General features: G+C 70.3%; 13 protein-coding genes and 2 tRNA genes. 11 read left to right on the forward strand and 4 right to left on the reverse strand.

Annotated elements, in window-relative coordinates; all coding sequences use genetic code 11:
• The first annotated feature begins 198 nt into the window (after window positions 1–198).
• The 4 genes from O7606_RS26995 (at window position 199) to O7606_RS27010 (ending at window position 9,830) form a co-directional block, all read left to right on the forward strand.
• Window positions 199–3,039 (forward strand): PQQ-dependent sugar dehydrogenase, encoded by a 2,841-nt coding sequence (locus O7606_RS26995; RefSeq protein WP_281596799.1) that lies wholly within the window; start codon window positions 199–201, stop codon window positions 3,037–3,039.
• Window positions 3,040–3,447: 408 nt separating this feature from the next.
• On the forward strand, window positions 3,448–6,312 hold the full coding sequence (locus O7606_RS27000) for a PQQ-dependent sugar dehydrogenase (RefSeq protein WP_281596800.1): 2,865 nt from the start codon (window positions 3,448–3,450) through the stop codon (window positions 6,310–6,312).
• Between the two features lie 88 nt (window positions 6,313–6,400).
• Window positions 6,401–8,533 carry a ThuA domain-containing protein gene (locus tag O7606_RS27005; RefSeq protein ID WP_281596801.1) on the forward strand — a complete coding sequence of 711 codons (2,133 nt, stop codon included), beginning with the start codon at window positions 6,401–6,403 and terminating at the stop codon, window positions 8,531–8,533.
• A gap of 289 nt (window positions 8,534–8,822) precedes the next feature.
• Window positions 8,823–9,830, forward strand: coding sequence for a sugar phosphate isomerase/epimerase family protein (locus tag O7606_RS27010; protein WP_281596802.1), 1,008 nt, complete (start codon window positions 8,823–8,825; stop codon window positions 9,828–9,830).
• Window positions 9,831–9,993: 163 nt separating this feature from the next.
• Here the strand turns inward: O7606_RS27010 and O7606_RS27015 are convergent, their stop codons facing one another.
• Window positions 9,994–10,404: a hypothetical protein gene (locus O7606_RS27015; protein WP_281596803.1), complete on the reverse strand. Its 411-nt coding sequence runs from the start codon at window positions 10,402–10,404 to the stop codon at window positions 9,994–9,996.
• Between the two features lie 266 nt (window positions 10,405–10,670).
• On the opposite strand from O7606_RS27015, the gene O7606_RS27020 reads away from it, so the two are divergent.
• The 5 genes from O7606_RS27020 to murF all read left to right on the forward strand — a co-directional run bounded on the left by O7606_RS27020 (window position 10,671) and on the right by murF (window position 16,096).
• Window positions 10,671–10,743, forward strand: a tRNA-Asn gene (locus tag O7606_RS27020).
• A 186-nt stretch (window positions 10,744–10,929) separates the two neighbouring features.
• Window positions 10,930–13,050 carry an MMPL family transporter gene (locus O7606_RS27025; protein ID WP_281596804.1) on the forward strand — a complete coding sequence of 707 codons (2,121 nt, stop codon included), beginning with the start codon at window positions 10,930–10,932 and terminating at the stop codon, window positions 13,048–13,050.
• Entirely contained in the window at window positions 13,040–14,278 is a 1,239-nt protein-coding gene (locus O7606_RS27030) for an FAD-dependent oxidoreductase (RefSeq protein WP_281596805.1), read from the forward strand. The genes O7606_RS27025 and O7606_RS27030 overlap by 11 nt, the downstream gene beginning before the upstream one ends.
• Before the next feature lie 143 nt (window positions 14,279–14,421).
• Window positions 14,422–14,495 (forward strand) — tRNA-Ile (locus O7606_RS27035).
• A 209-nt stretch (window positions 14,496–14,704) separates the two neighbouring features.
• A complete protein-coding gene (murF, locus tag O7606_RS27040) occupies window positions 14,705–16,096 on the forward strand; it encodes a UDP-N-acetylmuramoyl-tripeptide--D-alanyl-D-alanine ligase (RefSeq protein WP_281596806.1) in 1,392 nt (463 codons plus the stop codon).
• 13 nt (window positions 16,097–16,109) lie between these two features.
• Here the strand turns inward: murF and murC are convergent, their stop codons facing one another.
• Both murC and O7606_RS27050 read right to left on the reverse strand, forming a co-directional pair.
• On the reverse strand, window positions 16,110–17,555 hold the full coding sequence (murC, locus tag O7606_RS27045) for a UDP-N-acetylmuramate--L-alanine ligase (RefSeq protein ID WP_281596807.1): 1,446 nt from the start codon (window positions 17,553–17,555) through the stop codon (window positions 16,110–16,112).
• 363 nt (window positions 17,556–17,918) lie between these two features.
• Window positions 17,919–18,494: a helix-turn-helix transcriptional regulator gene (locus O7606_RS27050; RefSeq protein WP_281596808.1), complete on the reverse strand. Its 576-nt coding sequence runs from the start codon at window positions 18,492–18,494 to the stop codon at window positions 17,919–17,921.
• A gap of 183 nt (window positions 18,495–18,677) precedes the next feature.
• Here O7606_RS27050 and O7606_RS27055 point away from each other — a divergent pair, with 183 nt between their 5' ends.
• Complete coding sequence (locus tag O7606_RS27055; RefSeq protein WP_281596809.1) at window positions 18,678–19,544, forward strand: helix-turn-helix transcriptional regulator; 867 nt, start codon at window positions 18,678–18,680, stop codon at window positions 19,542–19,544.
• Window positions 19,537–19,728, forward strand: a complete 192-nt coding sequence (locus tag O7606_RS27060) for a DUF397 domain-containing protein (protein ID WP_281596810.1) — start codon at window positions 19,537–19,539, stop codon at window positions 19,726–19,728. Before O7606_RS27055 ends, O7606_RS27060 begins: the two co-directional genes overlap by 8 nt.
• Window positions 19,729–20,030: 302 nt before the next feature.
• Here O7606_RS27060 and O7606_RS27065 read toward each other — a convergent pair whose 3' ends face one another.
• Entirely contained in the window at window positions 20,031–20,888 is an 858-nt protein-coding gene (locus tag O7606_RS27065) for a hypothetical protein (RefSeq protein ID WP_281596811.1), read from the reverse strand.
• Window positions 20,889–21,014 lie beyond the last annotated feature (126 nt).

The following is a 21,014-nucleotide window of genomic DNA, read 5'->3' on the forward strand; positions in this document are numbered from 1 at the left end:
TTTCGGCGAGGTGAACCGGCAGCTCGGTGACCCGTCGCCCGTCATCCCCTGTACCCGTGTCCCGCAGATCCGTCGGTCCAGGCCCGCCCGGAAGCGGCACCTCCCGGTGCGGGCCCACCACATCCCCCGCTACGGCATCCGGCGCGACGGCGCGCGCCCCGCCCTGGCAGTCGAACGTCAGGAAGGGACGGACAGAGCATGTCCACACACGACCGTGCATCCGGCCGACGAACGGCCCCGGTGAGCTCCACGCTGCTGCTGGTGGCCGCCACCGGGCTGGTCGCCCTCGGCGGCCCGGCCCCAGCCCAGGCCCACCCGATCAACGCCAGCGACTTCCAGCAGGTCACGCTGGCCAAAGGCGTCGCCGAGGTCGGCGAGCCGATGACCATCGCGGTGCTGCCCGACCGGTCGGTGCTGCACACCGCCCGCAACGGCACGCTGCGCCGTACCGACGCGGCCGGCGCCACCGCAGTGGTCGGCAACGTCGCGGTCTACGCCCACGACGAGGAGGGACTCCAGGGCGTCGGCGTCGACCCGAACTTCGCCACCAACCGGCACATCTACCTGTACTACGCCCCGCCGCTGTCCACCCCCGGCGGGGACGCCCCGGCCACCGGCAGTGACTTCTCCGCCTGGCAGGGCGTGAACCGGCTGTCGCGCTTCACCCTCAACGCCAACTGGACGCTGAACACCTCCAGCGAGGTGCGGGTCCTGGACGTGCCGGCCGACCGGGGCATCTGCTGCCACGTCGGCGGGGACATCGACTTCGACGCGGCCGGCAACCTGTACCTGTCGACAGGTGACGACACCAACCCGTTCGAGTCCGCCGGGTACTCCCCGATCGACGAGCGCAGCAACCGCAATCCGGCGTACGACGCGCAGCGCAGCGCCGGCAACACGAACGACCTGCGGGGCAAGATCCTGCGGATCAAGGTGAACGCGGACGGGTCGTACTCGATCCCGGCGGGGAACATGTTCGCCCCGGGGACCGCGCGGACCCGTCCGGAGATCTACGCGATGGGGTTCCGGAACCCGTTCCGGATGAGCGTCGACAAGGCCACCGGGGTCGTCTACGTCGGCGACTACGGTCCGGACGCCGGCACGACCAGCGCCCGGGGGCCCAGTGGCCAGGTCGAGTTCAACCGGGTGACCGGGCCGGGCAACTACGGTTGGCCGTACTGCACCGGCACGAACACCAGCAACGAGACGTACGCGGAGTGGGACTTCAACAGCAACACCGCCGGCGCGAAGTACAACTGCACCGGCGGGCCGACCAACAACTCGTTCCGCAACACCGGCCTGACCACCCTGCCCGGGGCGAAGCCGGCCTGGATCCGGTACGCCGGTGACGCGGGCAGCCCGCCGGAGTTCGGCGGCGGCTCCGAGTCGCCGGCGGCGGGCCCGGTCTACCGCTACAGCGCGTCGAACCCGTCCACCACCAAGTGGCCGCAGTCCTTCGACGGGCAGTTCTTCGCCGGTGAGCTGGGCCGGGGCTGGATCAAGCCGATCCACCTCAACGCCGACGGCTCGCCCGGGGCCATCGACGCCTCCTTCCCGTGGAACGGCAAGCAGGTCATGGACATGGCCTTCGGCCCGGACGGCGCGCTGTACGTCCTCGACTACGGCACCGGCTACTTCAACGGCGACGCCAACTCGGCGTTGTACCGGTACGACTACGTCGCCGGCGGCAACCGCGCGCCGACCGCCGTGGCCAGCGCGAACCGGACCTCCGGGGTGGCCCCGTTGACGGTGAGCTTCTCCTCGGCCGGGTCGTCGGACCCGGAGGGCGGGTCGTTGACCTACTCGTGGAACTTCGGTGACGGCACCACCTCGACGGCGGCGAACCCGAGCAAGACCTTCACCGCCAACGGTACGTACAACGTGACGTTGACCGTGCGTGACCCGCAGGGCGCGACCGGCACGGCCAGCGTGCAGATCGGCGTGGGCAACACCGCGCCCACGGTCACCATCAACGGCCCCGCCAACGGCACCCTCTTCTCCTACGGCGACACCGTCCCGTTCAGCATCACCGTCACCGACCCGGAGGACGGGACGATCGACTGCGCCAAGGTCAAGATGACCTACGTGCTCGGCCACGACCAGCACGGCCACCAGATCACCTCGCGGAACGGCTGCTCCGGCTCGATCACCATCCCGGTCGACGGTGAACACGACGACGCGGCGAACATCTTCGCGATCTTCGACGCCGAGTACACCGACGCCGGTGGGCTGACCACCCACAAGCAGCACACCCTCCAGCCGCGCAAGCGCCAGGCCGAGCATCTCAGGACCTCGTCGGGGGTGACCCTCCACGACAAGGCCGCGGCCGAGGGCGGTCGGACCGTCGGCAGTATCGACAACGGCGACTGGATCGCGTTCGAGCCGTACCGGCTGGACAAGGCCACCTCGTTCAGCGCCCGGGTCTCCTCCGCCGGCGCCGGCGGCGCCATCCAGGTGCGGATGGGCTCACCCACCGGCGCCGTGCTGGGCTCGGCGACCGTGCCGGTCACCGGCGGGTGGGACGTCTTCACCACCGTCACCGGCGTCATCTCCGGCGCGCCGACCACCACCGGCACGCTCTACCTCACCTTCGCCGGGGGTTCCGGCGCGCTGTTCGACGTCGACACGTTCACCTTCGTCACCAGCGCCACCACCGCCGGCACCGGGCCGGTCGTCGGGCTCGGCGGCAAGTGTCTGGACGTGCGGAACGCCTCGTCGACGGACGGCACGCAGCTCCAGATCTGGACCTGCAACGGCACTGCCGCGCAGACCTGGACGGTGACGCCGAACGGCCCGGTGAAGGCGCTGGGCAAGTGCGTGGACGTGTCCGGTGGTGGCGTCGCCGACGGTACGAAGATCCAGTTGTGGACGTGCAACGGCACCGCCGCGCAGAACTGGTCGGCCCAGGCGGACGGCACGTTGCGTAACCCGCAGTCGGGCAAGTGCCTGGACGTGTCGGACAACAGCTCCGCCGACGGTCAGGCGGTGCACCTGTGGTCCTGCCACGGCGGCGCGAACCAGCGGTGGACCCTGCCGTGACGCGGTAGGGCCGGACCCCTCGCCGTCCCCAGGGGAGGGCGGGACAGGGCCCTCCGTCGCGCGTCGTCCGGACCCACCGCCCGGTGGGTCCGGACGACGCGGCCCGGTCGCCCGGTCACGGTGGAACGACCGAACTTCTCCAGCGGCGGACGAAAGTTCGGCCGGGACGGGTGGAAGGTGTGGACACCCGCATCGATTCGGCTTAATGTTTCTTCGTCACGGCGATGTTTCGTCTGGGTGAACCGGCGGCGCGGTTCACTTCCGACGGGTGATCTGAGAGCGTGTGCGCCGAAGGTCCGTGGGCACGTCGAGCGGGACGGCACCGTGGCATCAACGAATCTCCTTGCCACGGCACCGGCGCGACGCCGCGCCCTGCCTCAAGCAGTCAGGGAAGGAACGGACCCCCCTATGCCCAGATCCGACAGCGCGTCGGGACGACGACCCCTGTCGTTCGCCTCGGCGCTGCTCATGGTGGCGGCGACCGGCACGGTCGCCCTCGCCGGCGGCGGTGCGCCGGCTGCCGCACACCCCATCAACGCGAGCGACTTCCAGCAGGTCACCCTGGCCAAGGGCGTCGCCGAGATGGGCGAGCCGATGACCCTGGCGGTGCTGCCCGACCGGTCGGTGCTGCACACCGCCCGCAACGGCACGCTGCGCCGTACCGACGCGGCCGGCGCCACCAGCGTGATCGCCAACATCCCGGTCTACGCCCACGACGAGGACGGCCTCCAGGGCGTCGGCGTCGACCCGAACTTCGCCACCAACCGGCACATCTACCTGTACTACGCCCCGCCGCTGTCCACCCCCGGCGGCAACGCGCCGAGCACCGGCACGAGCTGGTCCTCCTGGCAGGGCGTGAACCGGCTCTCCCGGTTCACCCTGAACTCCAACTGGACCGTCAACATGTCCAGCCAGGTCAACATCCTGGACGTGGCGGCCGACCGGGGCATCTGCTGCCACGCCGGCGGGGACATCGACTTCGACGCGGCCGGCAACCTGTACCTGTCGACAGGTGACGACACCAACCCGTTCGAGTCCGCCGGGTACTCCCCACTGGACGAGCGCAGCAACCGCAATCCGGCGTACGACGCGCAGCGCAGCGCCGGCAACACGAACGACCTGCGGGGCAAGATCCTGCGGATCAAGGTGAACGCGGACGGGTCGTACTCGATCCCGGCGGGGAACATGTTCGCCCCGGGGACCGCGCGGACCCGTCCGGAGATCTACGCGATGGGGTTCCGGAACCCGTTCCGGATGAGCGTCGACAAGGCCACCGGGGTCGTCTACGTCGGTGACTACGGTCCGGACGCCGGCTCCACGACCAACCGGGGCCCGAGCGGGCAGGTCGAGTTCAACCGGGTGACCGGGCCGGGCAACTACGGTTGGCCGTACTGCACCGGCACGAACACCAGCAACGAGACGTACGCGGAGTGGGACTTCAACAGCAACACCGCCGGCGCGAAGTACAACTGCACCGGCGGGCCGACCAACAACTCGTTCCGCAACACCGGCCTGACCACCCTGCCGGCCGCCAAGTCGTCCTGGATCAAGTACGCGGGCGACTCCGGCAGCCCGCCGGAGTTCGGCGGCGGCTCCGAGTCGCCGTCGGCCGGTCCGGTCTACCGGTACGACGCGAACAACCCGTCCACCACCAAGTGGCCGCAGTCCTTCGACGGGCAGTTCTTCGCCGGCGAGTTCGGCCGGGGCTGGATCAAGCCGATCCACGTCAACGCCGACGGCACCCGGGGCACCATCGACTCGTCGTTCCCGTGGAACGGCAAGCAGGTCATGGACCAGGCGTTCGGGCCCGACGGCGCGCTGTACGTCCTCGACTACGGCACCGGCTACTACAGCGGCGACGCCAACTCGGCGCTCTACCGGTACGACTACGTCGGCAGCGGCAACAACCGCGCGCCGACCGCGGTGGCGACCGCCGACAAGACGTCCGGGCAGGCCCCGTTGACGGTGAGCTTCTCCTCGGCCGGGTCGTCGGACCCGGAGGGCGGGTCGTTGACCTACTCGTGGAACTTCGGTGACGGCACCACCTCGACGGCGGCGAACCCGAGCAAGACCTTCACCGCCAACGGCGCGTACAACGTGACGTTGACGGTGCGTGACCCGCAGGGCGCGACCGGCACGGCCAGCGTGCAGATCGGCGTGGGCAACACCGCGCCGACGGTCACCATCAACGGCCCCGCCAACGGCACCCTCTTCTCGTACGGCGAGACGGTGCCGTTCAGCATCACCGTCACCGACCCGGAGGACGGGACGATCGACTGCGCCAAGGTCAAGCTGACCTACGTGCTCGGCCACGACCAGCACGGCCACGCGATCAGCTCGCACACCGGCTGCTCCGGCTCGGTGACCATCCCGGTCGACGGTGAGCACGACGACGCGGCGAACGTGTTCGGCATCTTCGACGCCGAGTACACCGACGCCGGTGGGCTGACCACCCACAAGCAGCACACCCTCCAGCCCCGCAAGCGCCAGGCCGAGCACTACAAGACCTCCTCCGGGGTGCTCACCTACAGCAAGACCCCGGCCGAGGGCGGCGTGACCGTGGGTGACATCAACAACGGCGACTGGATCGCGTTCGAGCCGTACCGGCTGGCCAACGTGACCTCGTTCAGCGCCCGGGTCTCCTCCGCCGGCGCCGGCGGCACCCTCCAGGTGCGGGCGGGCTCGCCCACCGGCACCGTGCTGGGCTCGGCGACCGTGCCGGTCACCGGCGGCTGGGAGACCTTCACCAACGTCACCGGGACGGTCGCCAACCCGCCGTCGGCGACCACCACCCTGTACCTGACGTTCTCCGGCAGCGGCACCGGGTTCCTGTACGACGTCGACACGTTCACCCTGAACACCGGCACCACCACCCCGCCCCCGACGAACGGTGTCGGACGGATCACCGGGCTGGCCGGCAAGTGCCTGGACGTGCGGAACGGCTCGTCGACGGACGGCACGCAGGTGCAGATCATGACCTGCAACGGCACCACCGCCGCTCAGCAGTGGACGGTGACGCCGAACGGTCCGATCAAGGCGCTGAACAAGTGCCTGGACATCAGCGGCGGCGCGTCGGCCGACGGCACGAAGATCCACATCTGGACGTGCAACGGCGGCGGGAACCAGAACTGGTCGGCCCAGGCCGACGGGTCGTTGCGGAACCCGACGACGGGTAAGTGTCTGGACGTGGCGAACAACAGCTCCGCCGACGGTCAGGTCGTCCACCTGTGGTCCTGCCACGGTGGCGCGAACCAGAAGTGGACCCTGCCCTAACCCCGAGTGCAGGGAAGGGCCCCTTTCTCACGCCTCGGGTACGGCAAGGGGCCCTTCCTGACCCCTCTCACCCCCTTGGGAGAGCGACATGCGCAGACTCCTCCGATCGACACTCGGCGCGGCCACCGCCGTCCTCGCCGTCCTCGCCGCCACCACGGCCGCCACCCCGGCCAGCGCCGCCGACGCCCCGTACGACGTGCTGGTCTTCTCCAAGACCGCAGGCTTCCGCCACGACTCGATCGCGGTGGGCACCCAGGCCGTCCGGGAGCTCGGCTCGGCCAACAGCTTCACGGTCACCGCGACCGAGGACGCCAACCAGTTCACCACCGCCAACCTGGCCCAGTACGAGGCGGTGATCTTCCTCAACACGACGGGTGACGTCCTCAACAACACCCAGCAGAGCGCCTTCGAGTCGTACGTCAACGGCGGCGGCGGGTACGTCGGGGTGCACTCGGCGTCCGACACCGAGTACGACTGGTCGTTCTACGGCAACCTGGTGGGCGGCTACTTCTCCTCGCACCCGGCCATCCAGCAGGCCACCATCCGGGTGGAGAACCGGGCGCACCCGGCCTCCGCCCACCTGCCGCAGAACTGGACCCGCACCGACGAGTGGTACAACTTCCGGGCCAACCCGCGCTCGTCGGCCCGGGTGCTGGCCAACCTGAACGAGTCGTCGTACTCGGGCGGGTCGATGGGCGGTGACCACCCGATCTCGTGGTGCAAGACGCTCGGCGCCGGCCGGTCGTTCTACACCGGGCTCGGCCACACCCAGGCGTCGTACTCCGAGGCGGCGTTCCGGTCGCACCTGCTCGGCGGCATCCGGTACGCGGCCGGCCGGGCCAAGGCCGACTGCCGTCCCGAGTCGGGCTACACGGCCCTGTACAACGGCTCCACCACCGGTTGGTCGCAGAGCGGGCCGGGCAGCTTCACCAACTCCGACGCCACCCTCACCTCGGTCGGCGGCATGGGGATGCTCTGGTACAGCGCCAAGCAGTACACCAACTACTCGCTGAAGCTCGACTGGATGATGCCCGGCGACGACAACTCCGGCGTGATCGTCGGCTTCCCGCCGGGCAGCAGCCCGGACGCGGCCCTGGCCGCCGGCTACGAGGTGCAGATCGACGCCACCGACGCCACCGACCGGACCACCGGCGCGATCTACGCGGTGAAGTCCGCCGACATCGCCGCCCGGGACGCCGCGTTGAACCCGCCGGGGGAGTGGAACAGCTTCGAGCTGCTGGTGGAGGGCAACCGCCTCCAGGTCTTCCTCAACGGCGCGAGGATCAACGACTTCACCAACACCAACTCGGCCCGGTCGCTGGCCGGCGCCATCGGCATCCAGAACCACGGCACCGGCGACGACGTGTCCTTCCGCAACATCCGGATCAAGGACCTGGGTGGCGGGACCACTCCGCCGCCGAGCGGGAACACCACGATCCAGGCCGAGTCGTACAGCTCCGCCAACGGGGTCCAGAAGGTCTCCAAGTCCTCCGCCAACGGTGGACAGGCCGTCGGCTACATCGACTCGGGCGACTGGACCGCGTACCAGGGGGTGGACCTGACCGGGGTGACGTCGCTGCGGGCCCGGACCTCCTCCGCCGGGGCCGGCGGCACCATCCAGGTGCGCGCCGGCTCGGCCACCGGCACGGTGCTCGGCCAGGTCTCGGTGCCCAACACCGGTAGCTGGGACAGCTTCACCACGGTCACCGCCAACCTGTCCGGCGTGCCGAGCGGCACCCAGAACCTGTACCTGACGTACAGCGGCGCGAGCGGCAGCCTGTTCGACGTCGACGAGTTCACCCTGGTCCGTTCCGGCACCACCACCCCGCCGCCCACCGGCAGCGGCGGCCCGATCGTCGGGCTCGGCGGCAAGTGCCTGGACGTGCGTAACGGCTCCTCGACCGACGGCACGCAGATCCAGATCTTCACCTGCAACAACGCCACCGGCCAGCAGTGGACGGTGACGCCGAACGGCCCGATCAAGGCGCTGGGCAAGTGCCTGGACGTCAACGGCGGCGCGTCGGCCGACGGCACGAAGATCCAGTTGTGGACGTGCAACAGCACCGCCGCGCAGAACTGGTCGGGCCAGGCGGACGGCTCGCTGCGCAACCCGGCGACCGGCAAGTGCCTGGACATCTCCAACAACAGCTCCGCCGACGGTCAGGCCGTCCACCTGTGGTCCTGCCACGGTGGCGCGAACCAGAAGTGGACCCTGCCCTGATCCTGCGCTGAACGGGAGGGTCCCTTCCTGACGCCCCGCGTCAGGAAGGGACCCTTGCCGTATCCGGCCGGGCCTTCCGTGGCGGCGGTGACCGTCCTAGAGTGGTCGGTGGCTGCCGTGACCGGCGGCCGGTGACCCGGCGGGAGGCGCAACCCGCTGGGTTCCAGGTGCGTACGCATCCACCGGCCGTTCGGCCCGGTCTGGTCCCGTGTCCCGGGGCCGGTCACCCTCGCCCCGGTCCCGCACCCACCGGAATCCCTTTTCCACACCCCAGGGGAGAAGGACGACAATGGCGCGACCGATCACGCTCTTCACCGGCCAGTGGGCCGACCTGCCGTTCGAGGAGGTCTGCCGGCTCGCCTCGGAGTGGGGCTACGACGGCCTGGAGATCGCCTGCTGGGGCGACCACTTCGAGGTCGACAAGGCGCTGGCCGACGACTCGTACGTCGAGCGCAAGCGCGAGACCCTGGCCAAGCACAACCTCCAGGTCTTCACGATCTCCAACCACCTGGTCGGCCAGGCGGTCTGCGACCACCCGATCGACGAGCGCCACCAGGACATCCTGCCGGCGCGGATCTGGGGCGACGGGGAGCCCGAGGGGGTACGCCAGCGGGCCGCCGAGGAGATCAAGGACACCGCCCGGGCGGCGGCGAAGCTCGGCGTGAACACCGTCGTCGGGTTCACCGGCTCGTCGATCTGGCACACGGTGGCGATGTTCCCGCCGGTGCCGCCGGCCATGATCGACCGTGGCTACCAGGACTTCGCCGACCGCTGGAACCCGATCCTCGACGTCTTCGACGAGGTGGGCGTGCGCTTCGCCCACGAGGTGCACCCCAGTGAGATCGCGTACGACTACTGGACCACCAAGCGGACCCTGGAGGCGATCGGGCACCGGCCCGCCTTCGGCCTCAACTGGGACCCGTCGCACTTCGTCTGGCAGGAGCTGGACCCGGTGAACTTCATCTTCGACTTCGCCGACCGGATCTACCACGTGGACTGCAAGGACGCGAAGGTCCGCACCGGGGACGGCCGGCGGGGCCGGCTCTCCTCCCACCTGCCCTGGGCGGACCTGCGGCGGGGCTGGGACTTCGTCTCCACCGGCCACGGCGACGTGCCCTGGGAGGACTGCTTCCGCGCGTTGAACGCGATCGGCTACGACGGCCCGATCTCGGTGGAGTGGGAGGACGCCGGGATGGACCGGCTGGTCGGCGCGCCCGAGGCGCTCCAGTTCGTGCGCCGGCTCGCCTTCGACGCCCCGTCCGCCGCGTTCGACGCCGCGTTCAGCAGCAAGGACTGACCGCCACCGGTCCGGCCACGGACCGACCGCGGCGCCGAGCCACGGACCGACCGCTACCGCGCCGGGCCACGGACCGGGCACCACCGGTCCGTGGCCCGGACCGGTGACGACACGCGACGGGCCGGCCGCCAGATGGCGGCCGGCCCGTCGACGAACCGTGCGGTCAGATGGCGCTGCCGTTGGTCCCGGTGCCGGACGGCTTGCCCTTGCCGGTGGTCCCGGTCGAGGCGGAGCCGGTCGAGTTGACGCTCGACGATCCGGCGGCGGTGCTGCCCGACTTGGCCCCGACGGTGGCCGGCGTGCCGGCGAACGCGTCGTCGGCCGAGGTCAGCTCGTGCTTGCCGCTGCCGTTGTGCAGCTTCTCGCCCAGCTTGGAGCTGTTGAGCTTGTCCTTGCCCTCGCTGTAGAGCCGGTTGGCCTGGGCCTGCGCGACGCCCGCCGCCTCCTGCACGGTCGGGTGGTCGAGCACCTTGCGGCCCTGGACGACCAGCTCCTCGTACTTCTCCCGGCCGGCACGGGCGCCCAGGACGAATCCCGCAGCCAGCCCGCCAAGGAACATGATCTTTCCGCGCATGGCGGCTCCTTTCGTACCTGACGCGCTACCGACTTCCGACCGGGCCGTGACCCGGTCGGAAGTGGTCGTCTCGCGCCTGCTTCCGCTGTTGGCAGCTAACTACCCATCCTGCTCCGCGCTCATACCTCCTGGCGTCATGACGCCGATTTATGCTGTTTTCTGAGGGTCCGAAGTTGAGTGGTAACCCCCTGGACCAACACCCCCCGGAGTCCTGTACTCTTGTCCCGTCGCACGGCGCAGGAGAGATCCGACCGCCGGAAACGCGATCCCCCGTAGCTCAATTGGCAGAGCAGCCGGCTGTTAACCGGCAGGTTTTTGGTTCGAGTCCAAACGGGGGAGCTTCACCCATCCGAGCCCGTCGGTCCTCCGGCGGGCTCCGTCGTGTCCCGGCCCACCCGGCCGGGCGCCAGCGGGTCCCGTCCTGCCCGTTTCCTCCCCCCGCCACCCGGTTGCCGGGCAGGATGACCGGTGTCGCCATAAGCTCCGACTGCGTCGATTTCTGCGTCGGTTGATGGATGGGTGGAGATGGCCGGGAAACTGGGCCGCAACGCGGCCACGCTGGTCGCGGTGGCCGTGGTGCTCGGCTGGCTGCTGGTCGGCGCGCTCGCCGGCCCGTACGCGGGGCAGCTCGGCGATGTCGCCACCAACGACAACGCGGCGTTCCTGCCCGCCGACGCCGAGGCGACCCGGGCCCAGGACCTGGCCGCCGGATTCGTCGACCGGCCGACCACCCCGGCCCTGGTGGTGTACGAACGCGTCACCGGCCTCACCGACGCCGACCGGCAGCGGGCCGGCGCCGACGCGGCCGAGTTCGCCCGGGTGCCCGGCGTGGTGGGCCCGCTGCCCCCGCCGCTGCCCAGCCAGGACGGCCAGGCCCTCCAGGTGGTCGTGCCGATCGACGACGCCGAAGGGGAACGGATCAGCGAGGTCGTCGACGAGCTGCGCCGGATCGCCGGGGACGGCGCGGACGGCCTCACCGTCGACGTGGCCGGCCCGGCCGGGCTGCTCGCCGACCTGATCGAGGTGTTCAGCGCCATCGACGGCACCCTGCTCGGGGTCACCCTCGTCGTGGTGCTGGTCATCCTCCTGATCGTCTACCGCAGCCCGGTGCTGTGGATCGCCCCGCTGCTGGCCGCCGGCATGTCCTTCGCCCTCGCCGCCGTCTTCGTGTACCTGCTCGCCGACGCCGACGTGATCAAACTGAACGGGCAGGCGCAGGGCATCCTCACCGTCCTGGTCTTCGGCGCGGGCACCGACTACGCGCTGCTGCTGACCGCCCGGTACCGGGAGGAGCTGCACCGGCACGCCCGACCCCCGGCGGCCATGCGCGCCGCCTGGCGGGGCGCCGCCCCGGCCATCGTCGCCTCCGCCGGCACCACCATCGCCAGCCTGCTCTGCCTGCTGCTGTCCAGCCTCAACTCCAACCGGGCGCTCGGCCCGGTCGCCGCCATCGGCATCGCCGCCACCCTGCTGGTGATGCTCACCTTCCTGCCCGCCCTGCTGGTGCTCGGCGGACGCTGGGCGTTCTGGCCGCGGGCGCCCCGCCCCGACCAGGCGGACCCGCAGACCGAACACCGTCTGTGGAGCCGGGTCGCCCGGTTCGTCGCCGGCCACGCCCGCCCGGTCTGGCTGGTCACCGCCGCCGCGCTGGCCGTGCTCACCCTCGGGCTCACCCAGCTCGGCGCGACCACGCTCGGCCAGAGCGACCTGTTCACCACCCGCACCGACTCCGTCGCCGGGCAGGAGGTGATCGCCCGGCACTACCCGGGCGGCACCGGCAGCCCGGCGACCGTCTTCGCCCGGCAACCGGCCGCCCAGCAGGTCGCCCAGGTGGCCCAGGGGGTGCCCGGGGTGGCCGCCGTCCGCCCGGTCAACGGTGACCCGACCGGCCCGCCGGACCCGGCCGCGCCGCCCACCGTGGTCGACGGGTGGGTGCAGCTCCAGGCCACGCTCGCCGACCCGCCGGACAGCGACGCCGCCGAGCGGACCATCCGCGACCTGCGCGTCGCCGTGCACCGGGTGCCCGACGCCGACGCGGTGGTCGGCGGCTTCACCGCGATCAACGTGGACACCGCGGACGCGTCCACCCGGGACCAGAAGGTGATCATCCCGGTGGTGCTGGCGGTGATCGCCGTCATCCTCGCCCTGCTGCTGCGCGCCCTGATCGCGCCGCTGCTGCTCATCCTCACCGTGCTGCTGTCGTACGCGGCCACGCTCGGGCTGTGCGCGCTGATCTTCCGGTACCTGTTCGACTTTCCCGGGGTCGACGCGTCGTTCCCGTTGTTCGCGTTCGTCTTCCTGGTCGCGCTCGGCATCGACTACAACATCTTCCTGATGAGCCGGGTCCGGCAGGAGTCGGTCCGACGCGGCACCCGACCCGGCGTCCGGCACGGGCTGCTGGTCACCGGTGGAGTGATCACGTCCGCCGGGATCGTCCTCGCCGCGACCTTCTCCGCGCTGGCCGTACTGCCGCTCGTGGTGCTCGTCGAGCTCGGCGTCGCGGTCGCGGTCGGCGTCCTGATCGACACCATCGTGGTCCGGTCGCTGCTGGTCCCCGCGCTCGCCCACGACATCGGCCCCCGGATCTGGTGGCCCAGCCGGCTGTCCCGCGCCGCCCCCGAGGAGAGGACCCCCGATGCCCACTGACTCCGACGTCGTCATCGTCGGCGGTGGCCTCGCCGGCCTCGCCGCCGCCCGCCGCCTGCACCGGGCCGGGGTGCCCTGGCGCATCCTGGAGGCCGCGGACCGGATCGGCGGCCGGGTCGCCACCGACCCCACCGACGGCTACCTGCTCGACCGGGGCTTCCAGGTGCTCAACACCGCGTACCCGAAGCTCGGCGCCCTGCTCGACCTCGGCGGCCTGCGGCTCGGCTACTTCACCTCGGGGGTGCTGGTCCGCCGGGGCGACCGGCTGGTCCGCCTGGTCCACCCGGTACGCGAACCGGCCGGCGCCCCCGGCACCGCGCTGGCCGACGTCGGCTCGTTCGCCGACCGGCTGCGGTTCGCCCTGCTCGCCACCGGCTGCGCCACCCTGCCGCCCCGCCGGCTGATCGAGGCGGCCGAGACCACCAGCGAGACCGCGCTGCGCCGGGCCGGGCTCTCCGACGCCATCATCGAGGAGGTGCTGCGGCCGTTCCTCTCCGGTGTGCTCGTCGACCGGGAGCTGGAGACCTCCAGCCGGGTGCTGGCGTTGGTGCTGCGCTCCTTCGTCCGGGGCCGGATCGGACTGCCCGCCGAGGGGATGGGCGCGCTGCCCCGGGCGATCGCCGCGCCGCTGCCGGCCGACCTGATCGACCTGCGCACCCCGGCCACCGCCGTCGGGCCCGGCCGGGTCCGCACCGCCGCCGGCGAGCTGCGCTGCCGGGCCGTGCTGGTCGCCGTCGACCCGCCGGCCGCCGCCGCGCTCCTGCCCACCCTGCCCCCGGTACGGATGCACAGCTACACGACGTACTACCACGCCACGGACGAGCCGCCGCTGACCGAGCCGATCCTGGTGCTCGACGGCGACCGCCGGGAGCTGATCGCCAACACGACGGTGGTCAGCCGGGCCGCCCCCGGCTACGCCCCGCCCGGCCGGCACCTGGTCGCCACCTCCGTGGTCGGCCCGACCGCCCCGCCCGAGCCGGTCGTCCGGGCCGAACTCGCCCGCCTCTACGGCCGGGCCACCGACGACTGGACGCACCTCACCACGGTCGCCGTTCCGCACGCCCTGCCCGCCGCCCCGCCCCCGCAGGGCAACCTGCGCAAGCCGGTCTCCCTCGGCGACGGCCGCTACCTGGCCGGCGACCACCGGGACACCCCCTCCATCCAGGGCGCCCTCGCCAGCGGCTGGCGCGCCGCCGGGGCCGTCCTCCACGACCTCCGCCAGCGGTGACGAACCCGGTCCGGCCATCCGGGTCCGGCGGGCCCTTCCCGATCGATGCGGGCTGTTATTCTCGCGTTGCCCATCGTGCCCGCCCCGCGTGGCACGTGGTGGCCGGTGACCGCGCGCTCGGGTTACTATTCCGCGCCGGTAGCGGGGCGGTAGCTCAGCAGGTTAGAGCAGGGGACTCATAATCCCTCGGTCGCGGGTTCGAGCCCCGCCCGCCCCACCGACCGCACCATTGTGCGAACCATCTGTGCTACTCCTCAGGAAAAGAGCGTCTCACCATCCGGTAGCGGAGCCGAGAATGTCGCCGCGCGAAGGCGGCCAGATGGGCGACCAACGTCGCGAGGTGTTTCTCCCCTCAATCCGGCTGCCCCCATCGGTGACCGCGCCCGCCCCACTCACTGGGCGCGGTAGGTTCATGTCGTGCTTCCGATGACCTTGCAGGAGATCGCGGTTGTTGTCGGTGGGGCTGTCCACGACGTTTCCGGCCCGGTGACGGTGACGGCCCCGGTGGTGTTCGACAGTCGGCGTGTGGAGCCCGGCGGGATGTATGTGGCACTGCCCGGTGAGCGTGTGGATGGGCACGACTACGCCACCCCGGCGATCGAGGCCGGTGCGGCGGCGGTGCTGGCGTCACGGCCGGTCGGGGTGCCGGCGGTGGTCGTCGAGGACGTGCCTGCCGCGTACGGTCGGCTCGCCCGCGCGGTGGTGGACCGGTTGCCGCAGACCACGGTGATCGGGGTGACCGGGTCGGTGGGCAAGACGTCGACCAAGGACATCCTTGCGCAGGTGCTGCCGGCGTGGGGTGAGACGGTGGCCAACCGGGCGTCGAACAACAACGAGCTCGGGCTGCCGTACACGGTCACCCGCGCCACCACCGACACCCGCTATCTCGTGTTGGAGATGGGAGCGCGGGGCATCGGCCACGTGGCCTACCTGACCCGGATCGCCCCGCCCACCGTCAGTGTCGTCACCCGGGTCGGCCACGCGCACCTCGGCGAGTTCGGGTCGGTGGAGAACATCGCCCAGGCCAAGGGCGAGATCGTGGAAGCCCTGCCCGACGCCCACGACGGCGGGTTGGCAGTGCTCAACGCCGACGACGCGTTGGTGGCGGCCATGGCCAGCCGCACCAGCGCCCGCGTGCTGACCTACGGCATCGACCGCCCGGCGGATGTGCGCGCCGAGGAGTTGGCTATGGACGAGCTGGGCCGCGCCGGCTTCCGTCTCGTGCATGACGGCCAGGCCGCCGAGGTGCGGTTGCGTCTCTACGGGCTGCACCAGGCGTCCAACGCCCTTGCCGCCGCCGCCGTCGCCCATGGCCTCGGCCATTCCATCGGAGCCGTGGCCGACGCGGTGTCCCGGGCCGAGGCGGTGTCACCGGGACGGATGCAGGTCACCACCCGCGCCGACGGAGTGACGGTCATCAACGATGCCTACAACGCCGCCCCTGACGCCATGCGTGCCGCGCTGCGTGCCCTGCACACGATGACCGGGGACGGCCGGCGGGCGGTCGCGGTGCTGGGCGAGATGGCCGAACTGGGTGAGCACGCCCCACAGGTGCACCGGGAGATCGGGCAGCAGGTGGCCCAGATCGGGGCCGGATGGCTGGTGGCGATCGGCGGAGCCGACGCCGAGCAGTACGCGAACGGAGCCGCCGGCAACGGCATCGCGGTGGACCGGGCAGCGAACGTTGCCGAGGCGTGGGAGTTGCTGCGCGACGGGCTACGGTCCGGGGATGTGGTGTTGGTGAAGGCGGCCAACAGCGCCGGACTCCTCGCGCTCGCGGACAAGCTGATCGAGGAACCCGGCGCTGTCACCGCCTGACAGGGAAAAGGAATCAGGCCGACAGGGCCACCTCGGACCGGCAGCCCAGGCTGTCCAAGATCGCCGCGCCGTACCTGGTCACGTCACCGGTGCCCATCGTCAGCACCACGTCGCCGCGTCCGGCCATCCGTGCGATCACCCGGGCCGCGTGGTCGGGTCCGAGGGGCAGGCAGTAGTCGCCCTCGCGCAGCTGCGCCATGAGGGCGGTGGTGTCCGCGACCGGCTGTCCGTCCGGCACGGTGCCGTGCACGTCCAGGAGCAGGACGTGATCGGCGTTGTCCGCCAGGATCCGCCCGATGCGCTCGCCGAAGGCGAGGACGCGGGCGTGTCCGGAGGGCTGGAACACCACGAACACCCTCCCCCGGGTCAGGGTGCGCGCGGCTTGCAGGTCAGCGGTGATCTCGTTGGGGTGGTCGGCGTAGGAGTCGACCAACGTCACCCCCGATCGGATGTCGAGGTGCTCGAACCGGCGGCGCACCCCGGCGAAGGTGCACGCCGCCCCGGCCGCCTCGGCGGGGTCCAAGCCCAGGGCCACCGCGCACGTCATGGCCGCCGTGGCGTTGTCCAGGTGGTGCGTCGCCGGGGTCGGCAGCGTCAACCGCGCCTCGGTGCCGTCAGGCATCCGCACCGTGGCGGACGCCGACCAGCCCTCGGCGTGCACGTCCAACAGCCGCACGTCCGCCGTGCGGTCCCGGCCGTAGCGCAGCACCGTCAGGTCTGGTCGCTCGTCGGCGATGACGTCGGCGGCCACCGTCGCGCCCACGCAGTCGGCGTTGACGATCAGGAACCCGTCCGGCGCGATCCGGCAGCCGAACCCGACGTAGGCGCGCAGCACGTCGGCGTGGCTGGCGAAGTTCTCCGGGTGATCGTCGGTCACGTTGGTGACGACCGCGATCGAGGGGGTGAGGAAGTGGAACGAGCGGTCCGACTCGTCCGCCTCCGCGACCAGCAGCTTCGACCGGCCGAGGTGAGCGCCGGAGCCCGGCTTGGTCAGGTCGGCGCCGATCAGGTAGGTCGGGTCCTGCCCGAGGGTGCGCAGGACGTGGGCCAGCATTCCTGCCGTGGTGGACTTGCCGTGCGAGCCGGACACCGCCACCAGCCGCCGCTCGGCGGCCAGCCCGTCGAGCACCTGCGCCCGGTGCACCACCGGGACGCCGGCGGCACGGGCCGCCCGCACCTCCGGCGTGTTCCGCGCGACGGTCGTGTAGACGACGCAACTCGCGCCCTCGATGTGCGAGGCGTCGTGCCCCGAGCGCACCAGGACGCCGGCCGTCCGCAGCGCCGCCAACGTGGCAGAGTCCTGCGCGTCGCTCCCGCTGACCTGGCGGCCCAACTCCGCCAGCAGCCGGGCCAGGCCGGACATCGCGGATCCCCCGACGCCCACGAAGTGGGGGCGGGACAGGTCGACCGGGCCGTTGTACGCCTCGATGGTCGGATTACCGGTGATCGTGTCGGTCATGGTGCCGTGTCTCCTTCGGTGAGAGTTGACAGGTTGGTGTCGCGAGCTGACGTGCCAGAGAGACAAGCTCCTTCCACTCGTGCGATCCCTTGCGCGCGGCCGAGTTGGCCTCGGGTCACGAACTCGGCCGCGCGGGTTTAATCGATCTGGGTCGGCCCATCCACCACCCGTTCCGTCACACCGGGGGGCGAGGCGCCAAAGTCAGGAGGCCGGCTGTGGCCGGTGGACTGCACCGCTGGGTCGGGAGGCTGCCGTTCCCGCTTCCGCTTGGTTCGGCACGCCGGACAGGCACAGGGCCGACCGCCCGGGAACCGGCGTGTCCGATGCCGGCGATGCCTCGGCCGGGTCAGCGCCGCATCGTCGTCATCCACGGCCGCTTCCCTCCGCGTCGGCGAATGCAGCGGATGAGCGATCGAGGGACACCGACGCGTCAGGTTCAGCGAGCATCCCTGGATGATCAGGACACGCGCAGCCCGGCGACCGCCGCGCCAACCGCTGCCGGAACAGTTCCATCGCCTTCTGCTCCCGCAGGCGACGCGACAACACCTCGACCCGCTCCCACTCGGCCAGCAAGGCTCCTTCACCGCCCAAGACCGCGTCGCAGGCCGCCCAGAACGCCATGGGCGCTGACTGACGTGCTGTCTCCACATTGGCCACCGTGCTCCGTGACCAAGACACCATCCGGGCCAGGCACATCTGAGTCACACCGGCGGCTCGTCGCGCCGCAGCCAGCCCATTCCCTGCCAGCCTGCGGGCGTCCGCCACCTCCTCCGGCGTCACCAAGCCCGCCGACGGACGTGAGCCAGCAACGTCGTGGGGACCGCCCACAATGACGTCGGACGGGTACGGCCGTAGCTGTTCGCCACGGTGGGCGAACGCCGCGCGCTCTACGACATCGACGGGTTCGTCCTTGCGCTGGAACCACTTCCATCGGGGCATCCAAATCACCTTCGGTGTCCGTGCATCAGCCTTGCTGCCAGCTACGATCCGGCAGGATCAATTCAGACTGCAACACTCTTGGTGAGACGATCAGACTGAGACGCGACTAGCGGTCGATGATGCAACAGCCGTCTCGCGGCACGTCGAACGACGCATCAGGATGAGACTGGGAGGATGGTGCCGATGACTGAAGCGGGATCGACGGTGCCGCGGCGGGAGCTTGGCCGGCTGCTGAGGCAGGCCCGGGAGCAAGCCGGTATCGGCCTGGAAGCTGCGGCGTCTGACCTTGAGTGGTCACGCGCCAAGATGTACCGGATCGAGTCAGGGCAGGCCCCCGTACGCGCGCTCGATGTCGACCAGATGTGCCGCCTGTACGGGGCGTCGCCCGAGATGACCGAAGTCCTGATCAGCCTGGCCAAGGAGTCCAAGAGCAAGGGCTGGTACCACGCCTACGGGGAGGTCATCCCCCGATGGTTCGAGCTGTACGTAGGGCTTGAGTCCGCAGCCAGCCGGATACGAACCTACGAACACGCCCTGGTGCCCGGTCTGTTGCAGACACCGGACTACGCCGCTGAGGTGGCACGGACTCGACCAGGCGTCAGCGACGAAGAGGTCGCCAAACTCGTTGGCCTACGGACGGAGCGTCAACGCCTGCTGGTCCGGAAGCGGCCGGCGGCTCCCGCGCTGGAAGTGATCATCGAGGAGGCGCTCCTACACGCGAGCGTGCCCGGCATGGCCGGACAGATCGATCGACTCATGGAGGCGAGCACCGCACCCAACGTCTCCGTCAGGCTCCTGCCACTGAGCAAGACATTGAGTCAGGTAGCCATTGCTGGCAGCTTCGTCATCCTGGACTTCCCGACGAACGGTGCCCGTTCCGCAGAGCCGACGACCGTATACAACGAAGGGCTCTCGGGAGCTCTCTACATCGACCGCCTGGAAGAGGTAAGGGCGTACGCCGAGGTGTGGAACACCCTCACGCGGCAGGCATTGAGCGTTGAGGAGTCCCGCAAACTCATGCAAGTGATCAAGGAGAGGAATCATGATTGATCTGACCGGCGCGGCTTGGCGGAAGAGCACCCGCAGCAGCTCCCAGGGCAACTGTGTCGAGGTTGCAGCCAACATCGCAGGACTTGTGGCCGTCCGAGACAGCAAAGACCAGCGCGGGCCGGCGCTGGTCTTCACTCCTGCCGGATGGGACGCCTTCCTCAGCTTCGCCAAGACTCGGAGGTGACCTGTGCCAACAGCGGAGCAACGAATGCCGGCAGCCGGGCATGGTCAGAATTCGAATGCACGGTAAGTCCATCCTAGTTCGAATTCGTGCGGACCGACAGGCATGAGTGATCGTTGACGGACGGCCCGTAATGGAAGCATAGACGATAGGGAGTGAAATTTCGGCTTACGAGGTGGTGGGCGACTGCCCGCTTGCCGCGCAGTACGACATATTCCTGTCGGTCCCTAATTTTCCGTCGAAACCCACCTCGTGACCACCGAGGCCTACCTCCCAAGAGCCGACCCTGACCGGAACCAGGGAGATCAGGGTCGGCTCTTGGGGGGTTCGATACCATGGGTGCGCTTCGTGACGACCATCGCCGGATGCTCGGTGCGATTGGGTGCAGCAGGACCATCGCGGCCATGAGCCGGCGATTCTCTAGGCCACCGGCGAAGCCTCCGTCGTCCCGTCGGTAAGCGTATACCTGTCGCGAGGGTGTCCGCCCAGCTCATGTGTGTTGTGGTGTGGTGGTGATCTTGGCGTTGTTGTGGTGCCATGTTCTGTGGATGAGCACCCTTTGCCGTGGGCAGGTCGAAGCGCAGTTCAGAGCGGGAGAAATCCTGACCCACCCGCAGCTCCCGCCGGAGCTGCCCTTCATTGAGGCTACGCCTCCATGGCCGGCCGTCCCAGCCGTGGTGCGGCGTGACCTTGAGCGCGCGAACCTCCCTGGGGCGAACGAGGGCTAGAGACTGCGCGTCCGCGTGATCCTGAGCCTCGCGGTTGAGGCGACACATTGAATCCTCGACAGCCGGCTCAAGCAACGGCTGGCGCGACCTCCAACCGTCGAGATGGCGCTCCTTCTGGATCCTGTCCATGATCGGCTTCCAGCTCTCGCGACGTTGATCCTGTCGCGCCGGCTTGGCGTCGACTGAGACGATGTCGTATTTCTTGAATGCCTCGTTGCTGTCGAGATGCCGGAAGTTGATCGGGTAGAGGCGGACCCACGTCGGTTTCAACACGTCCGTCCGCAGCCCCGCTACGCAGACGGTCTCTCCGTACTTTTCCGAGGGGTTCGGTGCAGCCTTCACAGTGATCAGGAGCTGTAGCCGAACGATGCGGTCGTTGGCCGGCTTCGGGTCAGGTTCGGTGTCGCTTGGACCGAAGAGCGACATCTGGGCCATGCCCGCCTCCCGCGCGAGTAGCTGTAGGTGATCGTGCGAACACGTGCGGGATTCAGGTTCTCACGGGACCGGCGGATCGGCATAGAGCGCGTGGTGCCGCCAGTGGTGCCAAGCGGGAGCGGTTCA

Source organism: Micromonospora sp. WMMD882 (assembly GCF_027497255.1).
Taxonomy (GTDB): Bacteria; Actinomycetota; Actinomycetes; order Mycobacteriales; family Micromonosporaceae; genus Micromonospora.

Excerpts from the sequence above, each read along its gene's own strand:
- murC (WP_281596807.1), bottom strand. The coding sequence starts at position 17,555 with ATGACCGACACGATCACCGGTAATCCGACCATCGAGGCGTACAACGGC.
- O7606_RS27015 (WP_281596803.1), bottom strand. The coding sequence starts at position 10,404 with ATGCGCGGAAAGATCATGTTCCTTGGCGGGCTGGCTGCGGGATTCGTC.
- O7606_RS27065 (WP_281596811.1), bottom strand. The coding sequence starts at position 20,888 with ATGGCCCAGATGTCGCTCTTCGGTCCAAGCGACACCGAACCTGACCCG.
- O7606_RS26995 (WP_281596799.1), top strand. The coding sequence starts at position 199 with ATGTCCACACACGACCGTGCATCCGGCCGACGAACGGCCCCGGTGAGC.
- O7606_RS27000 (WP_281596800.1), top strand. The coding sequence starts at position 3,448 with ATGCCCAGATCCGACAGCGCGTCGGGACGACGACCCCTGTCGTTCGCC.
- O7606_RS27030 (WP_281596805.1), top strand. The coding sequence starts at position 13,040 with ATGCCCACTGACTCCGACGTCGTCATCGTCGGCGGTGGCCTCGCCGGC.
- O7606_RS27025 (WP_281596804.1), top strand. The coding sequence starts at position 10,930 with ATGGCCGGGAAACTGGGCCGCAACGCGGCCACGCTGGTCGCGGTGGCC.
- O7606_RS27060 (WP_281596810.1), top strand. The coding sequence starts at position 19,537 with ATGATTGATCTGACCGGCGCGGCTTGGCGGAAGAGCACCCGCAGCAGC.
- O7606_RS27055 (WP_281596809.1), top strand. The coding sequence starts at position 18,678 with ATGACTGAAGCGGGATCGACGGTGCCGCGGCGGGAGCTTGGCCGGCTG.
- O7606_RS27005 (WP_281596801.1), top strand. The coding sequence starts at position 6,401 with ATGCGCAGACTCCTCCGATCGACACTCGGCGCGGCCACCGCCGTCCTC.
- O7606_RS27050 (WP_281596808.1), bottom strand. The coding sequence starts at position 18,494 with ATGCCCCGATGGAAGTGGTTCCAGCGCAAGGACGAACCCGTCGATGTC.
- O7606_RS27010 (WP_281596802.1), top strand. The coding sequence starts at position 8,823 with ATGGCGCGACCGATCACGCTCTTCACCGGCCAGTGGGCCGACCTGCCG.
- murF (WP_281596806.1), top strand. The coding sequence starts at position 14,705 with ATGACCTTGCAGGAGATCGCGGTTGTTGTCGGTGGGGCTGTCCACGAC.